Source organism: Salipiger mangrovisoli, from assembly GCF_015223355.1.
Taxonomy (GTDB): Bacteria; Pseudomonadota; Alphaproteobacteria; order Rhodobacterales; family Rhodobacteraceae; genus Salipiger; species Salipiger mangrovisoli.
On the sequence record NZ_JADFFK010000014.1, the window covers coordinates 106,685 to 128,346 of the forward strand.

A 21,662-nucleotide genomic window follows, 5' to 3' on the forward strand; every position below is an offset into this window, starting at 1 on the left:
TCGCCTCAGAACTGGAAGTAGAGGAAGGGGGTGGAAGAGGCTTCGGCGATGCGGAGAACGCAGGCGACCAGCAAGACTGCGATCACGAAGCTGGACAGAACCGCACCCAGGGTATTGGTCGAAGCGACGCTGGCCGCGCCTCCCGATCCGGCCACCTCGGGGGTGCTGCCGCCCATCGTGCCACCCGGCGCGCTGGCCCATACGGACCGCACCCAGAGGTTCAGCCTCGGCTCGAAGGCGGCGATCAGCAGCGCGATGCACAGGAAGATCAGCTGTTCGGTCCGGATTTGCACCGCGATGTCGAAGGGCATCACCATGCCGTGCAGTCCAACCATCCCCGCGAGCATATCCAGGGCCTGTCCCATGTCCGCCGCCCGGAAGAACACCCAGCCGATCAGCACCACCAGCAGGGTTCGCGCCAGGGACAGCGGGCCGTCTCCGCGCGGCACGAAGCGGGCGCGCTCCAGGGCCAGCCAGGTTCCGTGCCAGACACCCCAGACCAGGAAGGTCCAGTTTGCGCCGTGCCACATGCCACCCAGCACCATCACGATCCACAGGTTGAAGTAGGTCCGTGCAGTGCCGTGACGGTTGCCGCCGAGCGGGATGTAGAGGTAGTCGCGCAGCCAGACCGACAGCGAGATGTGCCAACGGCGCCAGAACTCGGTGATCGACCGCGAGATGTAGGGCGTCGCGAAGTTCTCGGTGAAGCGAAAGCCCATCATCATGCCGAGGCCGATCGCCATGTCGGAGTAGCCCGAGAAGTCGAAGTAAAGCTGCAGCATGTAGGCCACGGCGCCGAGCCAGGCGAGCGGGGAAGCCGGGTCAGGATTGTTGAAGGCCAGGTCCGCCAGCGGTGCCACGGCATCGGCCAGCAGGACCTTCTTGGACAGGCCGATCACGAAACGCGCCATGCCGTCGGTGAACATCTCGGACGTATGGCGGCGGTCGCGAAACTGGTCGGCGAGATCCTTGAAGCGCAGGATGGGCCCGGCGATCAGCTGCGGGAACAGCGCGATGAAGGCCGCGAAGTCGATCAGGCCGGTGTCCGCCGGCGCGTCCTTGCGCCAGACATCGACGAGGTAGGAAATCGACTGGAAGACGTAGAAGCTGACGCCGATCGGCAGGATGATCTGCCAGTGAAAGCCGATCTGATCCGGCGTCGTACCGAAGGCCCCGGTCAGGCTGTCCATGAAGAAGCCGAGATACTTGAAGATCCCCAGCACACCCAGGTTGCCGACGAGACCCAGCACCAGCCACGGCTTTGCCCGCCCCTCGTCCCGGCGCTTGTCGACCATGCGCCCGCAGATCCAGGTGAAGACCGTGGTCGCGATGAGCAGGAACAGGAAGTCGATCCGCCACCAGCCATAGAAGGCGTAGCTGCCCAGAAGGATTGTAAGGTTACGACCTTTGGACGGGGTCAGGTAATAGGCCACCAGGAAGAGCGGCAGAAAGAGGAAGAGGAAGGTTTCGGAAGCGAAGACCATTGTCAGATCCCTTCACACGCGGTGGATGCGGCCTGCCGTGTGCCGTTGGAGAAGTTGAAAGATTGATTTTCCTTGCGCGCCGCCAGCCATGCGGTCTGGTTCAGGCCAAGCTCCCCCCCCAGAAGACGGGGCATCTGGTTCGGCAGGCGGTTGCCTTCCAGCGTGAGGTCGGACAGCCCCGCGCCACGCACGCCTTCGCGATTGCGCCCGATCAGGTTGCCCGCGAGGGCCAGCTTGCTTCCCGGCAATTGGTCCGACATCGCGACGCCCGCAGCGCCGTTGAACAGCGCAACGTTCCCACGTGCTTTGATATCGCCGGTCCGGCTCAGCTCGATGCCATTGCCGCCGGATGACAGGACGAGGTTCGAGAGCAGCTCGCTGCAGGTTGTCCCGCGCAGTTCGATCCCGGTTCCTGCGGCGCTGGCCACGACGTTTCCGTCGATTGTCAGCGCGCGGCTGAAACCGTCGATCAGAATGCCTTTGCCCTTGGCCGAGGAGATTGTGTTGCTTTCGATGCGCGCACCCGAGAGGTTGCGCAGGTGCATCGCCGCGTAGAGGCCGGGCGTCGTCATGCGGTTGCCGGAGACAAGCGCGCGCGGGCTGCCTTCGACCTTCAGGCCGCCAGCGTAGTTCCCTGCAAAATCGTTGCCGCTCACAACGGTGTCCTGAACACCGGTGACCGCGACAAGATGGACGTCGTCGAACCGGCTGTTGAGAATGCGGGAAGCCTGCTCCGGCTGGTACAGCAGACCAGCGGAAATCGAGAGCCCGGACATGCTGTCGGCCTGTCCGGCATCCCGGTCCGCAACGGCGCCGAGACCAACGAAGCGGGCGTGGTTCGACCGGAAGACCCCCTGCCCCGCCACCGCGACAAACGGTGCGAACTGCGAGACGCGAGGGTTGTGCGATGTGGTCGACGCGATCGTTGCGCCATCGACCGACATTTCACCAAACGCGAGCAGGTATGCGCCGTCTTCACGCGACAGATAGAGAGTCTCGCCTTCGCTGAGCCGCAGGCTCGCACCCGGCCAGATGACCAGCGGCCGCGTCAGGATAACGCCCCCTTCCGCACGCATGATCCCCGGTGTCCGAGCCTCAATCAGGCCGTCGATCGTCGCGGCACCCTTTTCGAGGTAGGTCGCGTCATCACCGTCCGAAGCGGACTCGATTGCGCCGGTCGCGACCGGACCCGACAGCGACGTGAAGCGGGTCAGGGCCAGGGCCGCTGAACCCGTCGAAAGCTCCGGCACCCCCGACACGGTCGGGAATGCCCCGCTTTGCGACGGCGCGTGCTCTGTCGTATCACCGCCGTCCCCTTCGAGGCCGAGCTCCGCCCACAGGAGGCGTGCAGCTTCCCGAAGGCTGTCTGCGTCGGAAGACTGAGCCAGAGCCGCCAAATCGCCCGAGGGAACACCCGAGAGCACGAGGCCCGTGAGACGATCGCTCGACAGAGCGCCAAGCGACGCAGCCGCCGGTTTGCGAGCCTCCATGTGAAGGCTCGATTTGGGCGTGGTCACGATCGGCCCCAATCGCTCGGCGGCCAGGGCAGCTGTGCCGCCGAAGACCACCGCGGTTCCGATCATCAAGCCCATGAGAACCCCACATGTGCCTTGACGGGCGCGGGCCGAGCCGATCACGGACGGCGGCATGGGGGACAAACGCTGCTGCATCACTTCTACCTCTCTGGCGATCAGGCCGCGCCGAGCGTTCCGTTGGCAGCGTTGCTGGCCGCCATGTCGTCAAGCTTCGCCTCGATCTGGCCAAGTTCCTCGATCTCAGCCTCGGTTTTCGCGAGGTCGACAACCTGCTCGCCAAGCGCTTTCAGCTCGGGAACGGTGACGTGCAGCAGGACGAAGGGCTCTTCGCCGTCGTTGACCAGCGGCATCGAGTAGTCCGGATCGATGACGACGGAGACACCGGCTTTCAGGCGCTTGATGCCAGTGGGCAGCTCGCACTCGGCATTCCCCGAAACGGCTGTCAGGACCGAGATCCCGTGGCCGGTTCCGTTGACCATAAGCCTGCCGCCCTTCTCGACACTCAGCATGTCCATTTCGCAGCTGCCGGAGTCGCGCAGGCGCTCGATCTGGCCCCACGGCATGTCGCGGCGGCGGTGGCTGGCAACCTCGACCCGCTTGCGTTCCTTGAGCTGCTCGACGATCTTCTTGACGTCCTGGCTATGGTTGCGGCTTGCCAGGAGCAGCGCGTCCGCCGTGTCGACAACGATCACATCATCAAGGCCGATCACGGCGACCAGGCGGTCCTCGGAGCGGATCAGCGAATTGGACGTCTCGTGGGTGATGACATCGCCCTGGGTGACATTGCCGTTGCCGGCCTTCTCGGAAATCGAGTGAACGGAGTTCCACGCACCCACGTCATCCCACTTGATCCCCGGCAGCGGTGCCAGCGAAATGCGGTCGGAGCGTTCAAAGATCAGGCGTTCCGTCGGTTCATTCGACGACCGGACAAAGGCCAGCTCCTCGAGGATCGACGCACCAAGCTCATCGAAATGCGCCTTGGCCACCGCTTCGGAGACGGCCGCAAGCGTGCCCTGATCGTAGCGGGCAAATTCGCTGACCAGAAGATCGGCGCGCAGCATGGAGATGCCCGAAGCCCAGTAGGACCCGCCTGCATCCAGCAGCGCGGTTGCGTCTTCCAGAGGCGGCTTCTCGATGAACTTCGAGACGTGGTGCAGCCCGGCGTAGTTTCCGAAGGCACCGCCATCGGTGATGTAGCCGTAGCCCGTTTCCGGATAGCTGGGCTCGACACCGAAGGTGATGATGCGGCCGTTGTCGGCAGCATCTGCCATCGACATGATGATGCGGTTGATGTCGCCGGTGATGATGTGATCGGACGGCAGAACCAGCAGCAGGGCATCCGGATCGTTGCGCAGGGCGAAGAGCGCTGCGGCCAGTACCGCCGGGCCCGTGTTCCGGCCGATCGGCTCGCCGACGATGGTCGCGTCCATGCCGATGCTGCGCATCTGGCGGGCCACGATGGCTGTCTGCTTGGCGTTCGTGACGACGATCGGATTACCGAACCCATCAACGTGATGGCGCAGCATGGTCTCCTGGAAGAATGTGTTGGAGCCGGCTCCGCTGACGGACTGGAATTGCTTGGGCTGATCGACACGCGACATCGGCCAAAGGCGCGAGCCCATGCCCCCGCAAAGGATCGTCGGAATGATACGATGGGTCATTTGTTACTCCACGCTTGCAAATTTGGTTGCGATTGCGCCACGGATCCCGTCGAGACCATTGGCGAAGGGGTAGTCGCGTTCGATCGTCAGGCGGGCCAGTTGTCCGGCGCGACCGGCGTCGATGCTGGCTTCGGGAACAAGATCGATGAACAGGGGGCGGCCCGAGGTATCTGCTGCCGCCGACGACAGAGAGGCCTCGTCCGCATGGGTCGTGATCGACGTGCCATCGGCGAAGCGGGCCTCGATGCCGCGCGCCTCGGCCAGTGAGTACAGCTGCTCCGGCTCCACCCGCACTTTGAGGATCAGCGGGGCATCGGCCTGGGAAATCTTCAGCACGGGCTGGCCGGCCTGAACCGTCGCGCCCAGTTCCGGACCCGCCGAGATGGCCGTGCAGTCGTCGCAGGGCATCGCCACCGACAGCGTCTCGCCGGAGGTTGCGCGGATCGAGAAGGCGACCTCCCCCATCGACGCTTCGGTATCGAGATAGTCGATCTGGCCGGCATCGATCGCCGTCAGGGCGCGACCCGCCGTTTCAACCCGTGCCGGGGCAACGACGTGGTCGACGAAGAAGCGGTCATGGACCAGCCATGCAGCGCCACCGATCAGGGCAATCGTCGCGGTTGCGACCAGAAGGCCGTTGCCTATGGTCCGGAGCGCGCCGCCGCCGCCATTGGTCGCCTGCTTGCCACCTTTCGACGGCTTGTTCGGCTGAAGAGCGACACCCAGGACGCGCCCCATCGAGACCACGTCTCCTGCGATGTAGGAATTCAGCACATGCCGGAGCTGCGGCAGATGCGGGCCGGTCGGATCGATGAAGGTGACCTCGATCTCGCCGTTTCCGGGATTGATGTCGGTGATGCGCCCCTCGACCGCGATGGCCAGTTGGAAGGCCTCGAAGGGGAACGAAAGACGCAGCAGGCGGTCATGCCCGACGAGGTTCGGATCGGCCAGGCCGGTCAGCTTGACGCCGGCCAGAGAAACGCCCGCCCCTTGGTACTGCCGACCGTCGATCTCTGCCGCGAAGGGAAGCTCCATCATCGGATGATCGCTGGGTAGACTTGTCGCCGGCACATGGTGCAGGCGGCCGCTGCCCCCGTCGATCTGGCTGGTATCTGCGTGTGTAATGGACATGGTGGGTTCTCCCTTTGCGGGCTACGGCAATTTGAGGACTTGCGGGTCTGGGAAGGGTTCAGCGCAGGACGCCGGAGAGGAACAGGGTGGCCAGGGCGAGCCAGCCCAGTGCCAGAGAGTGAACGAAGGTCGAGGAGTAGGCCCGGACGCGCTGTCCGAGTGGAGGACGGGCCGCCTTGCTGGCGCTCCCCCCTGGCTGACGGGTCCATTTCTGGCGGTCGAGCCGGAAGAGGATGTAGCTCTTGACGGTTGCTCCGAAGACCTGGCTGAACCAGAGCAGGAACGGGTAGGTGATCGGAAACCCGGGTTCGCGGACCAAAGAGAGGATCCAGCAGAACACGTAGCGGGTGAACAGGACCCACGCGACATAGGCTGGCAGGACCATCACATCGACGAAGAGCGTCCCCCAGATCACGGACAGGGGGCCCGCGATGGTCGTCCAGATACCCAGGCGCTGATCCAGAAGCGCCCATTTGGTGTAGTATCCGATGGTCGAGGTGCTCAGGGCCAGGGCCCGGCCGTTGGTCCGCAGCATGTTGCCGAACCAGCGCACCATCAGCGTTATCGCGCTGTCCATGAAGCCGGGCTTGGGCTGGCTTTCCATCGAAACCGAAGCGACATCCGGCAGGTAGCGCATCAGGTACCCGTTGGCGAGCAACCAGAACCAGGTGGATTTGTCGTCACCGGTCAAGAACTTAACGGTGCCGAGGCGCCAATGTTCGATACTGTCCGATTGCACCTGGGCAATGAAGCCCGGGTCGGTCAGGAGATCGGCGCGGAATACCGACATGCGTCCGGTCAAAGTCAGCACCCGCCCCGACAGGCCCTGCGAAGACATCATCATCTGCCGTTGCGAGAAGCGGAGATTGTACCAATCGCGGAACAGGCCGGGTTCGGGAGTTTCCGCGATCTCGTCGGTCGTCAGGGCACCCACGCGCGGATCGGTGAAGAACGGGGCCGAGGTCTCGACGATATCGACCGGGACACAGGTGTCGCCATCGGCCACCACCACGATGTCATGCCGGGTCGGGCTCATCCGCGAGATAAGTCGATAGGAGCGCGCAAGGGCATCACGCTTGCCGGTCCCCGGTATCCGGTCGAGGTGAAGCTGAACCCGCGACAGGTCCACGTCCCGGGGCATCAGGTCCCAGATCTTCCGGATCAGCGTCTCGTCGGCCAGATCGACGACCGAGACCACGATCGTTGCCCCGCCTCGAGACGCAGCCGCGGCACGAAAGATCGAGCGATAGACGCGCGTGGTAACATCCGGCTCGATCTTGAAGGACGTCACCAGGAAATAGGCATGCGCCGGTGCGGGCAGCGCGCCATAGGCTCTTTCCGCCCGCGCCCGGAGGCGCGGGAAGACGTAGTTGAGATAGATCGCTGCGCGCGTGAAATTCACCGCCGCCCAGCTGTAGCGCCAGATGCCGATCAGACCGACCACCACGAGGCCCTTGGAGACAGAACTGATATCGGCACCGAGCACAAACACGCTCAGCCAAACCAGAACCGCGAGGTAGATAATATGCGCAGCGATCCGGGCCATCTTACCAGCAGATCCCCTCGTAGGTGCCGTTGGACCGGGCCTTCGCCGAAATCCGGGTGAGATCGACCATCGGACGGGTTGCCATGGCCGTCTCCAGCGGAGCGACGGTTTCGGCATATTTGTTGCCGACAAGGATGATGTCGCTGTTGGCGATCAGGTCCTCGATGCTGCCGACCATCTTGTCCTTCAGGTCGAGGCCGTAGTCATTGCCACGGCCGGCTGCGGAGTGATTGTTCTGATAAGCCTCGTTGACGAACGGATCGTAGACCGCGATCTCCTTGCCATCTCCCAGAAGCTTCGATGCCAGAGTCGCCAGCGGGCTTTCGCGCAGGTCGTCGGTACCCGGCTTGAAGCTGATGCCCACCATGCCGACCTTCTTGGCACCGCTCTTCTCGATCATCTGCTCGGCGCGTTTGATCTGCGCCTCGTTGGCGATCAGAACCGCATCGAGGATCGGCGTATCAAGACCCTTCGCGTCGCCCAGGGCACGCAGGGCACGGACATCTTTCGGCAGGCAGGAACCGCCGAAAGCGAAGCCGGGACGCATGAAATACGGGCTCATCGCGGCTTTATTGTCGGAGCAGAGGATTTTCATCACCAACTGCCCGTCAATATCATTCGCCTTGGCGATGTTGCCGATTTCGTTTGCGTAGGACACTTTCACAGCGCGCCAGGAATTGGAGGTGTATTTCACCATTTCCGCGGTACGCAGATCGACCGAATTGATCGACCCTTTGATATCCTTGTTCAATGCGGTCAGGAATGCACCCGTCACCTTGTCCAAAGACCCGAAGACGATCAGTCCCGGTTCCTTGTGATCTTCGATTGCGGTCGACTCACGCAGGAATTCCGGGTAGTAACCGACGCCGAAATCTACGCCAGCCTTCATTCCAGATGCTGCCTCGAGGGTCGGAATACAGGTGCCTTCCATGGAGCCCGGCACGATGGTCGAGCGCATGATGACCGAATACCAGGTATCCTGAGCCTTGATCGCTTCGCCGAGCTGGGTGCAGGCGGCTGCCACGTAGTCCAGACCGACCGAACCGTCGGGAGCCGAAGGGGTTCCGACACATACGAAACATGCTTCAGTTTTCGTAACAGCCTCGGCGATTGACGTTGTCGCGATGAGTTTTCCGGCGGCCACGACCTCTGCGATCAGTTCCGGGAGGCCCTCTTCAACGATCGGCGACATGCCGGCATTGATGGCGTCGACCTTCCCCGGGTCGACATCTACGGCGACGACATTGTGGCCGTCGCGTGCCAGACAGGCGGCCGAAACTGCCCCGACATACCCAATTCCGATTACTGCGATGTTTGCCATTCGGCATTCCTTTCAGGGTTTGATCAAACCTGAAGCGACGAGATATTCGCCCCCTCCGGAAACTGTTCCATCACGCATTAGCGCCTCACACGGATCAGCGGCTTTTCGCCACGCGCCTTCACGTTGCAGGATCAAGGTATTCTTGCTGCAGCTGCAAAACAGTCGGGAGAAACCCTCTTTGTGTCAGGATTGCGCTTATTTTTTGTGGTAACTTTTCCCACAAAAGCTCCATTTTCCTGACGTCGTGGCGAAATCATGTCAGGAAAATCCTTAGGCGGGAACTTTCCTACATCTGGCGTGTTTAGTGACATTTCACGCCGACGCAGGCACAAAAAAAGACGCCTCTGGCGTCTTTCTTCAGATCAATATTTTCGGCTGGTGGCCCTACTGCTGTGTCACCCATCCCGAACGGAGCGCATGTCCGACGATATCCTTGCGCGTCCGCAGGCCCAGTTTCGAAGCGCCCCTGGCCTTGTAGGTCTCCACCGTCTTGGAGGAGAGGTCCAACTCGTGACCAATCTCTTTCATACTTTTGCCGAACGCGACGGCGCGCAGGACAAAAGCTTCTCGTTCCGTCAGTTCCGCCTCCATCGGGGCCTTCCGGACCCGGTCGATGAGGATCGGATCAGCGTCGACATCCGGACCGGCTTGAAACATTGCCTCTGCAAAGGCCTGTTCGACATGAACCAGCCCATGGCGCACCGAGGCCACCGCGATCCTGACCACCTGCAGGTCGACCTGCTTTGACACCACCCCGCTGAAACCGAGCGTCAGCAGCGCCCGCACGGTCTCCTGATCACCTGCTTTCATCACGCCGCAATAGGCAATGTACCTGGGCTTCTTCGAGAGCCCGGCGCCGATGATGTCCATCGCAGCTTCCAGCTGGTCACCGAACTGGCATGGATCGATGATGATCAGATCGGTTTCGGGATCGATGTTTGCGGCAAGCAGGTCACCGAGCATGGACTGACCTGTGGACACAGTCAGCGCCTTGGCAGCCACACTTCCGTCTTCCTGGAGCAGCATCGAGATCCCGGCAACCAACACCGGGTTTGTGTCCATAATGAGCACATTATGGATCGTATTGTATTCGTTCATAAAAGTATGACCCCTGAAGATGGCAGCAGCTTAGAAGTCACCAAGAGCATGTCGTATATCGCAGGGGGACGATGTGATTTCGCACCTGCAGAAATCAAGGAACAGAATCGTGATCTTTCCCCACGCCATTGTTAAACTTAGGTTAAATTTTGAAGATTTTTCACATTTCTACCACCGGTTGCACATACCGCAGCATACTCTCCCTAATTTGATGATTTATCGCGAAAAATTCCACTTATAGGTGTACGGGAAGCCCGCAAGACACCTCCGATCAAGGCGGAGATATGGCGGGCATCCCCTGCATTTATGTAAGAAATAGGCACTCTGCTCACGCCGGCGTCAGAGCGATGAGGCGTGGCGGGGACGGGTCCGACAATCGAGACCTGTGGGCGCCGGGCTGCAAGGGGCGTACGCCACCAGCGCCTCCGGAAGCGCCGGACCGCTCACCGTCCGCGTTTGCCCCGAACCTCTCACCAAGGTCGGCTCAAACGCTCATGTCGGGCGCGTTCTGCATGGGTGCCGCTGGTTGGCGAGCAGCGCAGCGCGCTGCTCGCCTTCCCGTCAGCCGAGTTCGTACCAGTCTGCGACGTAGTCGACGGTTACATCCTCCAGGAAGAGGCTCCCAGCTTCGGCAGTGACCGTCAGACCACCATCCGAAACGGAGAACCGGAAACCAGTGGCGCTTTCACCGGTTTCGAACCAGCGATAGAGACTCTCCAGGATCTGGCTATCCGATTGATTTTCAAAGTAGAAAGCATCGCCCTCACCAGCGTCGAAGTCGGTGATGACGTTTTTGCCCTCAATAATGACAAATTTGTCGGAACCACCTCCGCCTTCAAGCGTATTGTCTCCAGAGCCGCCGTTGAGCTTGTCGTCGCCATCGCCCCCTACAACCGTATCGTTACCAGCGTTGCCATAGATGGTGTCGTTGCCAGATCCGCCAAGAAGGTAATCGTCACCGTTATTGCCACGCAGGTTGTCGGCGCCCTCCCCACCAAGGAGGGTGTCGGCGCCATTGCGCCCCAGCCCGCGATCATCGCCGGCACCAAGGTCGATCCATGTCGAAACATTGGATGCAGACACCGTGTCGTCGCCGCCAAGCGCGAACACGACCGTCTGGTCGCCGTTGGCAACCAGCCGCTCGGCCTTGCCCGTGCCCGTGAGGTCACTTGTCGGAACCTCGGTCGGAGCCTCGGGTCTCTCCGCCCCTTTGGTCGGCGAACTTTCGATCGCCTCGCCATCGCCATCGGTTGATGGGCCTGAAAGCTGTGCACCGCTTTCGGACGAGGCGCCGGTCTCGGAGCCACTCGCGGTGATCAGAGAGTCGAGATCATTGGACACTCGGTACTCCTTCCCACCCAACTCGATGAATTCCACGCGGTCATCTATCAGCAGAGACCCGGTATCATACTCAAGCAGAATTCCTGCCGAGGTCTCGGAGACCGAGATCGGCCCCAGGTCCGGCCCGACGGACACCGTGTCGTTTCCATAGCCGCCGAAAACGCTATCGTTGCCGGCCGCTGCCTCGAAACGATCATGCCCGGACCCCAGGACGACATAGTCATCCCCCGCTCCGCCAGTGACCGTGTCGGAACCGCTCTGTGCATCGACCTCGGTCGCAGCACCGGACAGCACCAAGGTGTCGCGGCTCGAGGTTCCGGTGAAGACCGCAACTGCCCCCTCATCGGGCGCACCGACCGGCTCGTCTACGGCCTCTTTGTCGCTGTCAGTGTCGCCGGAGCCGTCCGACGGCGATTGACCCTCGCCTTCCGCCGCATCCTCGTCCGCAGGTAGACTTTCGGAGCCCTCTTCGGGCACTTCATCATCGACAGAAGCGTGATCATCGGCACGGTCTTCCGACCACCCGCCGTTTCCGATCAGCCAGTCGAGCTTGTCGGCAAGCGAGTAGCTCTTCCCGCCAAGCTGAAGCACCTCCACGCCATCCAGAAGCATCGATCCGTCCGAATGCGTGATGAGCACCCTCGCGCCCTTAGAAGAGACGGAAATGTCGTCGATGCTGCCGTCAAGAATGACGGTATCGGTGCCCGAGTCTCCGATCAGCGTGTCGTTTCCGCCAGAGGCGTAGATGACATCCGCGCCGGTCCCCATGTCGATCCAATCGTCGCCGGCGCCGCCGGTGACCGTGTCGGCGCTGCCATACGTGTAAGCGACCCCGCCGGCGTCGCTCAGCTCGATCTCTTCGGCCCGCACAGTACCCTGAACGTTGGTAAACAGCACCGTGTTCGCATCCCGATCCGTGGGCGCGCCGTAGCTCTTCCCGCCGTCGTTGACGAAATAGGTCAGGCCCAGGGACCGCTGCTCGGCCTCGGTGTCCCGGATGGAATTGTTAACGGTGACTGTATTGCCCGTGTCGAGACCGCCGTGGAAATTGATGTCGCGATTGGTGTAGGTGACGTGAACATCATTTCCCGACGCCGACGTGTAGGACGCGAACAGCACCGCGTGGCGCGTGTCCATGATTGTCAGGTCGCTGAAACTGCTGTCGTAGACATCCCGGATCCACACCCCGTAGCCGTTCCCGTCCGAGCCCTTGTTGTGGGAGCCCTCGACGGTAAGACCATCGATGTCGGCGTCGACGGATTTGGCGATGACCAGGCCACTGGAGCCGGCCTCGTGCATGGACACATTGCTGAGCGAGAACCCCGACGAGGTGTTGACGAGGATCATCATTCCATCGTCTTCGGCCGAAATCGTATTCGAGAAATCGGTGGGGTCGGAGCTGCCGTAGTCCCCCTCCAGAAACAGGTTCTGGATCGTAACATCGTCGACGGTATGCACGCGCTGCACGGTCGCAGATCTGTCGAAGTCGAAATCAAGCTCGTTGTCGAAGCCGATCTTCCTTCCGTCGACAGAGGTGACCGTCACCATCTGCGTGCGCAGGTCCTTGCTGTCCTTCTGCCACGCGGTGTCCCCGATGTCGTCGTACAGCGCGTCATCGTTGGGCATGGTGATCCAGATCACGTCCCCGACCTGAAGGCCATGATTTGCCTTGGCCAACGTCAGACTGTCCGCACCCTTGCTCGCGGCGGACACCGCAAGCTCGGTGCCAAGCTCCTCTTCGAAGAGGTTCTCGCCGACCTGAAACGCGGGGTCTCCTGCCATCGAGTCGTCCAGAGTGATGACGGTGCCGCCCGCGGCATCGCCCTCGATCGTCACGCCATCGGTGGTGATCTTCACCGTGGACGTGAACCTGTATTCGCCGGCAGCAAGACGTATCACCGTCCCTTCGGAAGCGGAGTCCACTGCGCGCTGTATTTCGGCGGAGGAAGCCCCCGCCTCTATTTTTATGACCATTGCCACTACAATCCTTAGTCATGAGGGTTCTAGGGGTGGTCTTCGCTCGCCGGTGGGGTAGCACATAAAAAGTGAGGAATTTATGGTCTGGCCGTGACAAAAATCGGCGAAAGTGCGGTTGACAGCGGGATTTTGCCTTGATCTTGCGCGCTTTCGGCCTACGAGAGATTTTGTCGATGCTCAGAGCAACAAACTTCAGTGCGAGAACAATCTGACGAGGCTTCTTCTGACACCTGCCGCCGCAGGTTAGCGAAAGCCTGCAGGTTAGTGCGCTGCGCGCCAAGGCTGGCATTTTCCGGCTGTTTCACGATGACGGGCTGACGTCGCAACCTGATCGGTGCCTGGATCGAAAAGACGGAAGCCGGCGACCTAGACGCGGGAGTGGCGGCAGTCGATTTGATGGCCGAGTATGAAAGCCCGCATCGTTGCGCTCGAGGGGCTTGCCGGGCACCAGGCGCTGAAGATCGCGGTTCTGAAGGAGACTCAACGCTCCGGACGCTTGCCGAGAAACGGGCCTAAATCCGGGGCTGCCTGCCTTGGGGACTCTCGATCCGGCGGGGATGCCAACCGATGGACGTCGCGACGTCCGGCTTCTATGGCGACCGCCGGGTGGATGCCGAGTTCCGGCATCGGGGCATGGTCGCGAATTCGAAGTTCAGGACCCGGACCAGCTCTGGATGGCCGACCTGACCTACACCACCATCGCCGGAGGCTTTCTCCATGCCGCGCTTGTACTCGACGCGCGGTCGCGCCGCGATGTCGGCTGCGCCATCGACCGCCGCCCGACAATATCCACCCGCAGGGGCGCGCTCCCATCGGCGTCCGTGTTTGGACGCAGATTGACGTCATCTGCATAGAAACCGAGATGGTTGCATACGCATGCCATTTTTGCGGCTCGATTCGCGCGACGGGGTCCAATGCAGACATCCGAGCCCGCCTTGCATCGATCTTTCGCGCGAAGTGATTGGCACCTCGGAGGGGGCTTCTGGCGCAAGGGTGAGCCCCTACCGGAGTTTTCATGCCATCAAGAAGCGATCAGCCGCGCTCAACAGTGGCCACCCAGCAGGAGCCGAACCGCCCCAATTCTGGCGGGAAGTTCCACAATATACTGTCATATATAGAATAGTTTTGACCCTCAGGACGAGGATGTGGTGTCGCTCGCTCTGGCCACCCCAGTGGATGCGTCCTTGGTGCCGAAGATCGCCATTGGCGCAATTCTTGGGTCCGCCCCGCTCGGTGACTGACCTCTCCTGTCGGCTCTGCGCGTACAGGATCGCGCGTCGCGAAGGACAGGTGCACACAAAAAGATTGCACACGTATTCATTCATGACTACCGTCATGGTTACGTAACGCCAGCCGGCGGAACACATGCCTATCGAAAAGCGCCAAGCCGCCCCTGGAGGCGCGAAAGAGCGCAACCACCTGACGGGAGTTTCACATGACCTTCTTCATCAAGACCTCGGTTGCCGTGTCGGCGCTAATTGCCTCGGCCGGGCTCGCCTCCGCCGACTGCGGCATCGAGAGCGGCTCGGTGCGCATCCTCTCCAACGACTTCACCGCCGCGCGGGTGGTCGCGGACTGGGCCGAGAAATGCGCCTCCGACACCGTCCAAGTGACCCGCAACCAGACGCAGGAGCACAAGAACATCCAAGTGCCGGCGCTCTCGACCAATCCGGCGAAGTACACGGTGGCCATGGTGGCCTCGAACTCCGTGGTGCCGCTGTTGAACGACGACCTGATCCGCCCGCTTGACGACCTCATCGCCAAGTATGGCCAGCAGCTGACCGACAGCCAGAAGATCGTCGTGGACGGCAAGATCATGGCGATCGCCTTCATGGCCAACTCGCAGCAGTTGTTCTACCGTGACGACATCCTTTCCGAGAACGGCATCGAGCCGCCGACCAACTACGCCGAGTTCTTCGCCGCCGCGTCGAAGCTCCAAGAGGCAGGTGTGTTGGCGCATCCGGTCTCGTCGAACCTCAAGCCGGGCTGGAACGTCGCGGCGGAATTCATCAACACCTACCTTGGCACCGGCAAGGACTTCTTCGAACCGGGCAGCGCGAAACTGGCGATGGACCAGGACGCCGCCATTGAAGCGCTCGAGAACATGAAGACCATGACGGACTATATGAGCGCGGATTGGGCAACCTACGATTCCAATGCGCAAAAGCCGGTCTGGGAAGCGGGTGAAGTTGCTCTTTCGATCGGCTGGGGCTCTATCGCGGGCTCTTACATCGCCGAGGACAGCCCCTCGCCGGATATCGCCGCGCATACGTCCTTCGCTGCCGCGCCGAGCCTTGGCGATCACGGCATCCCAGCGGTCGCGCTGTGGTGGGATGGGTTCACCATCGCGAAAAACATCTCGGACGAGGATGCGGAAGCCTCCTTCCGCGCGATGATGAACGGCATCTCCGGCGACATGCTTGCAGAGAACCAAGACGCGGCGGTCTGGCTGATCGATGGCTATACGCCGACGAAGGCCTCCTCGGGCGTTCTGGAAAACCTCAAGGCCGGCGCGCGCCCCTACCCGATGCTGCCCTACATGGGCCTGCTGCACACGGCGCTGGGTGACAACCTCAACGAGTTTCTCCAGGGCAAGGAAAGCGCGCAGCAGGCGCTGGTGGATGTCAATGCCGCCTATACCGCGGCGGCGACCGAAGCCGGTTTCCTGAACTGATCCGACCCTCTGCCCGAAACCCCTTCCGCAAGGAGCCCTGCGCCCCTTGCGGACCCAGGAAACCTGTGCCCGGGGACGCACCCGGCGACACAGCGAGCGAGTTGTCATGAAACACAAGACATTCATGGCCTTTATCTGGCCATCCCTGCTGGCGATGACCCTGTTCATCGCGCTGCCCATTCTTTCTGTCGGCTACCAGTCGCTGTTCGTCGAACATGAACAGATCCTCAAGACGGCCGAGACCTGCGGCCCCTTCGGCTGCAACTCCCAGGTCAGCATCGACGCCGAAGCCATGGCAAAGCAGCGCGCCGAGCAGCCCGCCGGGCGCTACAACGGCCTTGGCACTTACACGAATGCCAGCCATCTGGCCTTCGGCGAGATTTCCGAAATTGTGGCCACCTCGAAAGACTTCAACGAGATCCGCAACCGGATCATGAACCTGCCATTCTACAAGGCGTTGGTTTTCACGCTGGCCTATACGTTCATCGTGACGCCGCTGGTGATCGTCACGGGTTTCTTCATCGCCATCGTGGTCGACTCGATCCCAAAGCTCTTCAAGGGGCCGGTGATCTTCTTTTCGCTGCTGCCCATGCTGGTCACGCCGCTGGTAGGCTCGCTGGTGCTATTCTGGATGATCGACAGTCGCGGGATCATCGGCGCGGCGTTGCAGGCGCTTTTCGACGATCCGGGCCTGTCGCTGAAAGCCTCGCCGACGCTGACATGGATCACGCTGTTTACATATGGTGTTTGGCACAACGCGCCCTTCGCCTTCGTCGTCTTCTACGCCGGTTTGCAGACCGTGCCGAAGGACACGATGGAAAGCGCGATGGTCGACGGTGCCAGCCGCTGGGAGCGCATCCGCTTCGTGACCATCCCCTACCTCATGCCGCTGGCGACCTTCATCGCACTGATGCAGCTGATGGACAATTTCCGCGTCTTCGAGCCGATCATCGGTTTCTCGGCCGCGGCGAGTGCGACGACGCTCAGCTACCTGATCTACAACGATCTGCGTGCCGCTGAATCGCCGCTCTTCGGCTCCGCCGCAGCGACCTCAATGCTGACGATCCTCGGCGTTGTCATTCTGCTGCTGCCGGTGCTGCGCCGCAACTGGCGTGAATTCAACCGCAAGTCCTAAAGGAGGCGCCCATGTCATCTCCCGCATTGCGCAAGCCACCGTCACTGGTGGCGCTCTCCACCGCCTTCGTGCTGTTCTGGCTGATCGTGGCCGCTTTCCCCTTCCTGTGGACCATGTGGGGTTCGTTCAAGGTCGAGGGGGATTTCTTCTCCCGCGCTGATTGGATGAATGCGCTGACCGGCCCGGTTACTCTAAAGCAGCACGGCAGCCCGTTCACGCTGGATGGCTACGAGGGTGCCTGGATCGAACAGGAGTTCTGGAAGGCAGTCATCAACACCGGCATTGTCACATTCTTCGTGGTGACGATCTCGCTGACGCTCGGCACGCTCGGCGGCTACGCGCTTGCCCGCTCAGGCTACAAGTACACCTTCTGGCTACTGATGGCGGCACTGGTGTTCCGCGCCATGCCGCATGTGACGCTGGTCTCCGGCTACCTGCTGCCCTTCTTCCAGATGAATATCTGGGGTTACCTGCCGACGACCATCATCGTGCTCGTGGCGATCAACCAACCCTTCACGCTCTGGATGCTGCATTCATTCTTCCTGTCGATCCCCAAGGATCTTGATGAAGCGGCGATGGTGGACGGCTGTACCCGCTTCCAGGCCTTCCGCCTCGCCATCATCCCGGTGATGTGGCCCGGCGTGATCACCACGGGGCTCTTCAGCTTCCTGCTCGCTTACAACGACTTCACCGTGACATCGATGCTGCTCAGCCAGGACAACCTGACCATGATCCCGAAGCTCAACGGCTTCCTTGGATCGACGCAGGAAGACGGCAAGGTGATGTACGCGGTGGCCGCCGTGGTGTCGGCGATCGTCCCGCTTTTCGTGCTCATTCTCTTCTTCCAGCGCCAGATCGTCAGCGGTCTGACCGCCGGCGCTGTCAAAGGATAAGGAGGCCCCATGGCCAGACTGCAACTCAAAAACGTCCACAAGCGCTGGGGCGCCTACGTCGGTGTGGACGACTTCGACCTGGATATCGCCGACCAGGAGTTTCTCGTGCTGTTGGGGCCGTCGGGCTGCGGCAAGTCCACGACCATGCGGATGATTGCCGGCCTGGAGGACGTGACCGAGGGCGAGATCTGGCTCGGCGACCGGATGGTCAACAAGCTCGAGCCGAAGGATCGCGACATCTCCATGGTGTTCCAATCCTATGGTCTCTACCCGAACCTGACTGTCTACGAGAACATCCGCTTCCCGCTCAGAGTCCGGAAGGTGCCGAAGGAGCAACATCACGAGATGGTCATGCGGGCCATTGAGATGGTGGAACTCAAGGACTTCATGGACCGCCGCCCCGCCGAGCTTTCAGGCGGTCAGCGCCAGCGGGTCGCGCTCGGCCGGGCCATCGTGCGCAAGCCAACGGTCTTTCTCATGGACGAGCCGCTGTCGAACCTCGATGCCAAGCTCCGCGTCTCTACCCGGGCGCAGATCAAGAACCTGCAATCCAAGCTGAAAACGACGACCGTCTACGTGACCCACGACCAGATCGAGGCGATGACCTTGGCCGATCGCGTGGTGGTGATGAACAAGGGACGCATCCAGCAGGTCGGCACGCCGACCGAGATCTACGACAACCCGGCGAATACCTTCGTGGCCAGTTTCATCGGCTCCCCGGCGATGAACCTCGTGGAGGGCCGTCTTGCGGATGGCGTCTTTACCTCCGAGGGTATCCGTGTCGAAGGCCTGCGCCGCGACGTGACGGCCGATGTGACGCTCGGGTTCCGCGCCGAGGACTCGGTGATTGCCGCGACCGGCGGACAGATCGCCGCGCCGATCTACTCGATCGAATTGCTGGGCGAGGCCTCGATGATCTCCTGGCGGCTCGGCGGCTCGCTGATCTCGGTGCGTGCACCGAAGGATTTTCGCGCCGAGATCGGCGAGACCATCTGCGCGTCCGTGCCCGCCGAGATCTGTCACCTCTTTGATACGGCATCGGGTCAGCGTCTGGCCTGAGCTGCTCGCCCCGCGTCCCGCTTCCGGGTGCGGCATCCCTTTCCTACGAAACCACGATCAAGGACCGGATATGACTTCCCGCTTCGCCAACTTGCCCGACTACATCCAGGGCGTGACCTATGAAATATGGGAAGGTCGCCAGATCTCCTCTCTGCACGAGTGCTATGGGACGGACATCATCGTCCGCAACACCACCGGGCTCTCCATCGGCAACGAGTTGGTGATCAAATACACGCTGGCCTCCATGGCAACCTTCCCGGACCGCGAGATCCTTGGAGACGACGTGATCTGGTCGGGCACCGAAGAAGAGGGTTACCTCTCTTCGCATCGCTCGATGATCATCGGCACTCACGCGGGCTGGGGCCCATTCGGCGCGCCGACCGGCAAGAAAATCTACATGCGCTGCATCGCGGATTGCTATGCCAAAGACGACGTGATCACCGACGAATGGTTGTGCTGCGACTACTCCTCCTTGGTGCAGCAGATGGGCCATACCCCTGAAAACTGGGCGCGGATCGCCATCGAGAATGAGGGTGGCCCCGAGACGGCCAAGCGCCCCTTCACGCCCGACCAGGACCGACCCGGTCCCTACCTTGGCCGTGGCAACGATCATGAGGTGGGACACCGGCTGGCGACGATCCTCACCCGGATCATGGATACGGACTTTGCCGTGATCCAGTCGGATTACGACCGCGCCGTGCATGTCTATCATGCGGGGAACAAGAGCGATTGGGGCATTCCCTTCGCTGAAGCCCAGTGGATGCAGTTGCGCACCGCTTTCCCGGATGCGGAGTTCAAGATCGAGCACCAGATCGGCCGCGCCGACGCGGGGCAACCGGACCGCGCCGCCGTACGCTGGAGCCTGACTGGCACGCATTCCGGTTTCGGCGTCTTCGGCAAACCCACCGGCGCTCCGGTGCACATCATGGGCTTCACCCACGCGGAATTCGGGCCTTGGGGCCTGCGCCGCGAGTGGAGCCTCTGGGACGAAGTGGCGATCTGGAAGCAGATCCACCTGCACACGATGATCGCCTGAACAAACGAAGACGCCCGCACGCGGGCATTTCTGACTTTCCGAAGCCATACCGCCCGAAGCGGTGTGGCCTCCCTGCCCCTTTGCCAATCAAGGACCTGACATGACCATTACCTATCTCAAGCGCGGCAAGCCGGAGACCGAGCGCGCCGAGGACGACGCGAAGGTACGTGCCACCGTCGAGACCACCCTTGCCGCAATCGAGCTGCGCGGCGACGCCGCCGTCCGCGAACTCTCCGAGAAGTTCGACAAGTACTCGCCGGAGAGCTTCCGCCTCAGCCAGGAACAGATCGACGCATTGATCGCCGAGGTCTCCCCGTCCGATTTGGCCGACATCAAGTTCGCGCAGCAGCAGGTGCGCGCCTTCGCCCAGGCGCAGCGCGACTCCATGCTCGATATCGAGGTCGAGACCCTTCCCGGCGTTATCCTCGGTCACAAGAACATCCCCGTGCAGTCCGTGGGCTGCTACGTGCCCGCAGGCAAGTTCCCGATGGTGGCGTCGGCACATATGTCCGTCGCCACCGCATCCGTCGCCGGTGTGCCGCGCATAATCGCCTGTACCCCACCGTTCCAAGGCAAGCCCAACGCCGCCGTCATCGCCGCGATGCACCTTGGGGGTGCGCATGAGATCTACGTGATCGGCGGCATCCAGGCCATTGGCGCCATGGCCATCGGTACCGAGACCATCGCGCCGGTCGACATGCTGGTCGGCCCGGGCAATGCTTTCGTCGCGGAGGCTAAGCGCCAGCTTTATGGCCGTGTCGGCATCGACCTCTTCGCCGGTCCGACAGAGACCATGGTGATCGCGGACGAGACCGTGGACGCCGAGATGTGCGCCACCGATTTGCTGGGCCAAGCGGAACACGGCTACAACTCGCCCGCCGTGCTGCTGACCACTACGAAGAAGCTCGCGGAGGAGACGCTCTCCGAAGTCGAGCGCATCCTGACGATCCTGCCGACCGCCGGGACGGCGAGGGTTTCTTGGGAGGATTACGGCGAGGTCATCGTCTGCGACACCTACGATGAGATGCTCGAGGTCGCCAATGACATCGCGTCCGAACACGTGCAGGTCATGACGGATCGCGACGACTGGTTTCTTGAGAACATGCACAGCTACGGAGCGCTCTTCCTCGGCCCGCGCACCAACGTGGCCAATGGCGACAAGGTGATCGGCACCAACCACACTCTGCCGACGAAGAAGGCGGGCCGCTATACCGGCGGGCTCTGGGTTGGCAAGTACCTGAAGACGCACAGCTATCAGAAGGTCATGACCGACGAGGCGGCGGCGATGATTGGTGCCTACGGATCCCGGCTGTGCATGCTGGAGGGTTTTGTCGGTCACGCCGAGCAGTGCAACCTGCGCGTTCGGCGCTACGGCGGCGTGAACGTGCCTTACGGCACCGGCGCCATGCTGCCCACCGCGGCGGAGTGAGACCAGAATGCGCCCTGGCCGCGGCTGACGCCGCCAGGGCGCGATTTCAAGACGGCGAAACCGCGAAGATCAGCCATGCGACCTATGTGAAAGACCGCTGCGCCGGTTTCGACGGCGAAATCCCATGCAATGCGCCCGCCGACCACTAACGACTTCCCGCCTTCCGCGGGCGCATCGCGGACGAGGGCCGCACGCCGCAATACGCGCGTCCGATATGCGTCCCAGAAGTGACCTCCAAGGGCCAGCGCGATTGGGGCAGGATATCGCCAACCTCAAAGTGGCGATGGTGGACCCGTGCCCCGAGCGCGCCATCATGAATGACGCCTCGCCCGGGTGATCTCG

Annotated in this window: 14 protein-coding genes; 6 read left to right on the top strand and 8 right to left on the bottom strand. The window is 61.9% G+C overall.

Annotation, left to right across the window (positions count from 1 at the left end):
* Positions 1–5: 5 nt before the first annotated feature.
* The 8 genes from IQ782_RS18300 to IQ782_RS18335 form a co-directional block, all read right to left on the bottom strand.
* Entirely contained in the window at positions 6–1,484 is a 1,479-nt protein-coding gene (locus tag IQ782_RS18300; protein ID WP_194136109.1) for an MBOAT family O-acyltransferase, read from the bottom strand.
* A 2-nt stretch (positions 1,485–1,486) separates the two neighbouring features.
* Positions 1,487–3,076 (bottom strand): right-handed parallel beta-helix repeat-containing protein, encoded by a 1,590-nt coding sequence (locus IQ782_RS18305; RefSeq protein WP_194136110.1) that lies wholly within the window; start codon positions 3,074–3,076, stop codon positions 1,487–1,489.
* 98 nt (positions 3,077–3,174) lie between these two features.
* Positions 3,175–4,680, bottom strand: a complete 1,506-nt coding sequence (locus IQ782_RS18310; protein WP_194136111.1) for a mannose-1-phosphate guanylyltransferase/mannose-6-phosphate isomerase — start codon at positions 4,678–4,680, stop codon at positions 3,175–3,177.
* 3 nt (positions 4,681–4,683) lie between these two features.
* Complete coding sequence (locus tag IQ782_RS18315; protein WP_194136112.1) at positions 4,684–5,811, bottom strand: hypothetical protein; 1,128 nt, start codon at positions 5,809–5,811, stop codon at positions 4,684–4,686.
* Positions 5,812–5,869: 58 nt separating this feature from the next.
* Positions 5,870–7,357 carry a glycosyltransferase gene (locus IQ782_RS18320; protein ID WP_240989389.1) on the bottom strand — a complete coding sequence of 496 codons (1,488 nt, stop codon included), beginning with the start codon at positions 7,355–7,357 and terminating at the stop codon, positions 5,870–5,872.
* Position 7,358: 1 nt separating this feature from the next.
* Positions 7,359–8,678, bottom strand: a complete 1,320-nt coding sequence (locus IQ782_RS18325) for a nucleotide sugar dehydrogenase (protein ID WP_194136113.1) — start codon at positions 8,676–8,678, stop codon at positions 7,359–7,361.
* Positions 8,679–9,062: 384 nt separating this feature from the next.
* Positions 9,063–9,776 (bottom strand): response regulator transcription factor, encoded by a 714-nt coding sequence (locus tag IQ782_RS18330; protein ID WP_194136114.1) that lies wholly within the window; start codon positions 9,774–9,776, stop codon positions 9,063–9,065.
* Between the two features lie 561 nt (positions 9,777–10,337).
* Positions 10,338–12,974, bottom strand: a complete 2,637-nt coding sequence (locus IQ782_RS18335; RefSeq protein WP_194136115.1) for a calcium-binding protein — start codon at positions 12,972–12,974, stop codon at positions 10,338–10,340.
* A gap of 1,555 nt (positions 12,975–14,529) precedes the next feature.
* Here IQ782_RS18335 and IQ782_RS18340 point away from each other — a divergent pair.
* The 6 genes from IQ782_RS18340 (at position 14,530) to hisD (ending at position 21,320) form a co-directional block, all read left to right on the top strand.
* Entirely contained in the window at positions 14,530–15,768 is a 1,239-nt protein-coding gene (locus IQ782_RS18340) for an ABC transporter substrate-binding protein (protein WP_194136116.1), read from the top strand.
* A 106-nt stretch (positions 15,769–15,874) separates the two neighbouring features.
* Positions 15,875–16,903 (top strand): carbohydrate ABC transporter permease, encoded by a 1,029-nt coding sequence (locus IQ782_RS18345; protein ID WP_194136117.1) that lies wholly within the window; start codon positions 15,875–15,877, stop codon positions 16,901–16,903.
* A gap of 11 nt (positions 16,904–16,914) precedes the next feature.
* Entirely contained in the window at positions 16,915–17,796 is an 882-nt protein-coding gene (locus IQ782_RS18350; protein WP_194136118.1) for a carbohydrate ABC transporter permease, read from the top strand.
* Between the two features lie 9 nt (positions 17,797–17,805).
* Positions 17,806–18,855 (top strand): ABC transporter ATP-binding protein, encoded by a 1,050-nt coding sequence (locus IQ782_RS18355; RefSeq protein ID WP_194136119.1) that lies wholly within the window; start codon positions 17,806–17,808, stop codon positions 18,853–18,855.
* Between the two features lie 70 nt (positions 18,856–18,925).
* Positions 18,926–19,891 carry an ester cyclase gene (locus IQ782_RS18360; RefSeq protein WP_194136120.1) on the top strand — a complete coding sequence of 322 codons (966 nt, stop codon included), beginning with the start codon at positions 18,926–18,928 and terminating at the stop codon, positions 19,889–19,891.
* Between the two features lie 100 nt (positions 19,892–19,991).
* Positions 19,992–21,320, top strand: a complete 1,329-nt coding sequence (gene hisD, locus IQ782_RS18365) for a histidinol dehydrogenase (protein ID WP_194136121.1) — start codon at positions 19,992–19,994, stop codon at positions 21,318–21,320.
* Positions 21,321–21,662: the final 342 nt, after the last annotated feature.

What these genes read in the sequence shown, in the direction of transcription:
- IQ782_RS18325 (WP_194136113.1), bottom strand. Translation starts at nt 8,678, where the DNA reads ATGGCAAACATCGCAGTAATCGGAATTGGGTATGTCGGGGCAGTTTCG.
- IQ782_RS18330 (WP_194136114.1), bottom strand. Translation starts at nt 9,776, where the DNA reads ATGAACGAATACAATACGATCCATAATGTGCTCATTATGGACACAAAC.
- IQ782_RS18320 (WP_240989389.1), bottom strand. Translation starts at nt 7,357, where the DNA reads ATGGCCCGGATCGCTGCGCATATTATCTACCTCGCGGTTCTGGTTTGG.
- IQ782_RS18310 (WP_194136111.1), bottom strand. Translation starts at nt 4,680, where the DNA reads ATGACCCATCGTATCATTCCGACGATCCTTTGCGGGGGCATGGGCTCG.
- hisD (WP_194136121.1), top strand. Translation starts at nt 19,992, where the DNA reads ATGACCATTACCTATCTCAAGCGCGGCAAGCCGGAGACCGAGCGCGCC.
- IQ782_RS18360 (WP_194136120.1), top strand. Translation starts at nt 18,926, where the DNA reads ATGACTTCCCGCTTCGCCAACTTGCCCGACTACATCCAGGGCGTGACC.
- IQ782_RS18345 (WP_194136117.1), top strand. Translation starts at nt 15,875, where the DNA reads ATGAAACACAAGACATTCATGGCCTTTATCTGGCCATCCCTGCTGGCG.
- IQ782_RS18315 (WP_194136112.1), bottom strand. Translation starts at nt 5,811, where the DNA reads ATGTCCATTACACACGCAGATACCAGCCAGATCGACGGGGGCAGCGGC.
- IQ782_RS18300 (WP_194136109.1), bottom strand. Translation starts at nt 1,484, where the DNA reads ATGGTCTTCGCTTCCGAAACCTTCCTCTTCCTCTTTCTGCCGCTCTTC.
- IQ782_RS18350 (WP_194136118.1), top strand. Translation starts at nt 16,915, where the DNA reads ATGTCATCTCCCGCATTGCGCAAGCCACCGTCACTGGTGGCGCTCTCC.
- IQ782_RS18355 (WP_194136119.1), top strand. Translation starts at nt 17,806, where the DNA reads ATGGCCAGACTGCAACTCAAAAACGTCCACAAGCGCTGGGGCGCCTAC.
- IQ782_RS18340 (WP_194136116.1), top strand. Translation starts at nt 14,530, where the DNA reads ATGACCTTCTTCATCAAGACCTCGGTTGCCGTGTCGGCGCTAATTGCC.
- IQ782_RS18305 (WP_194136110.1), bottom strand. Translation starts at nt 3,076, where the DNA reads ATGGGCTTGATGATCGGAACCGCGGTGGTCTTCGGCGGCACAGCTGCC.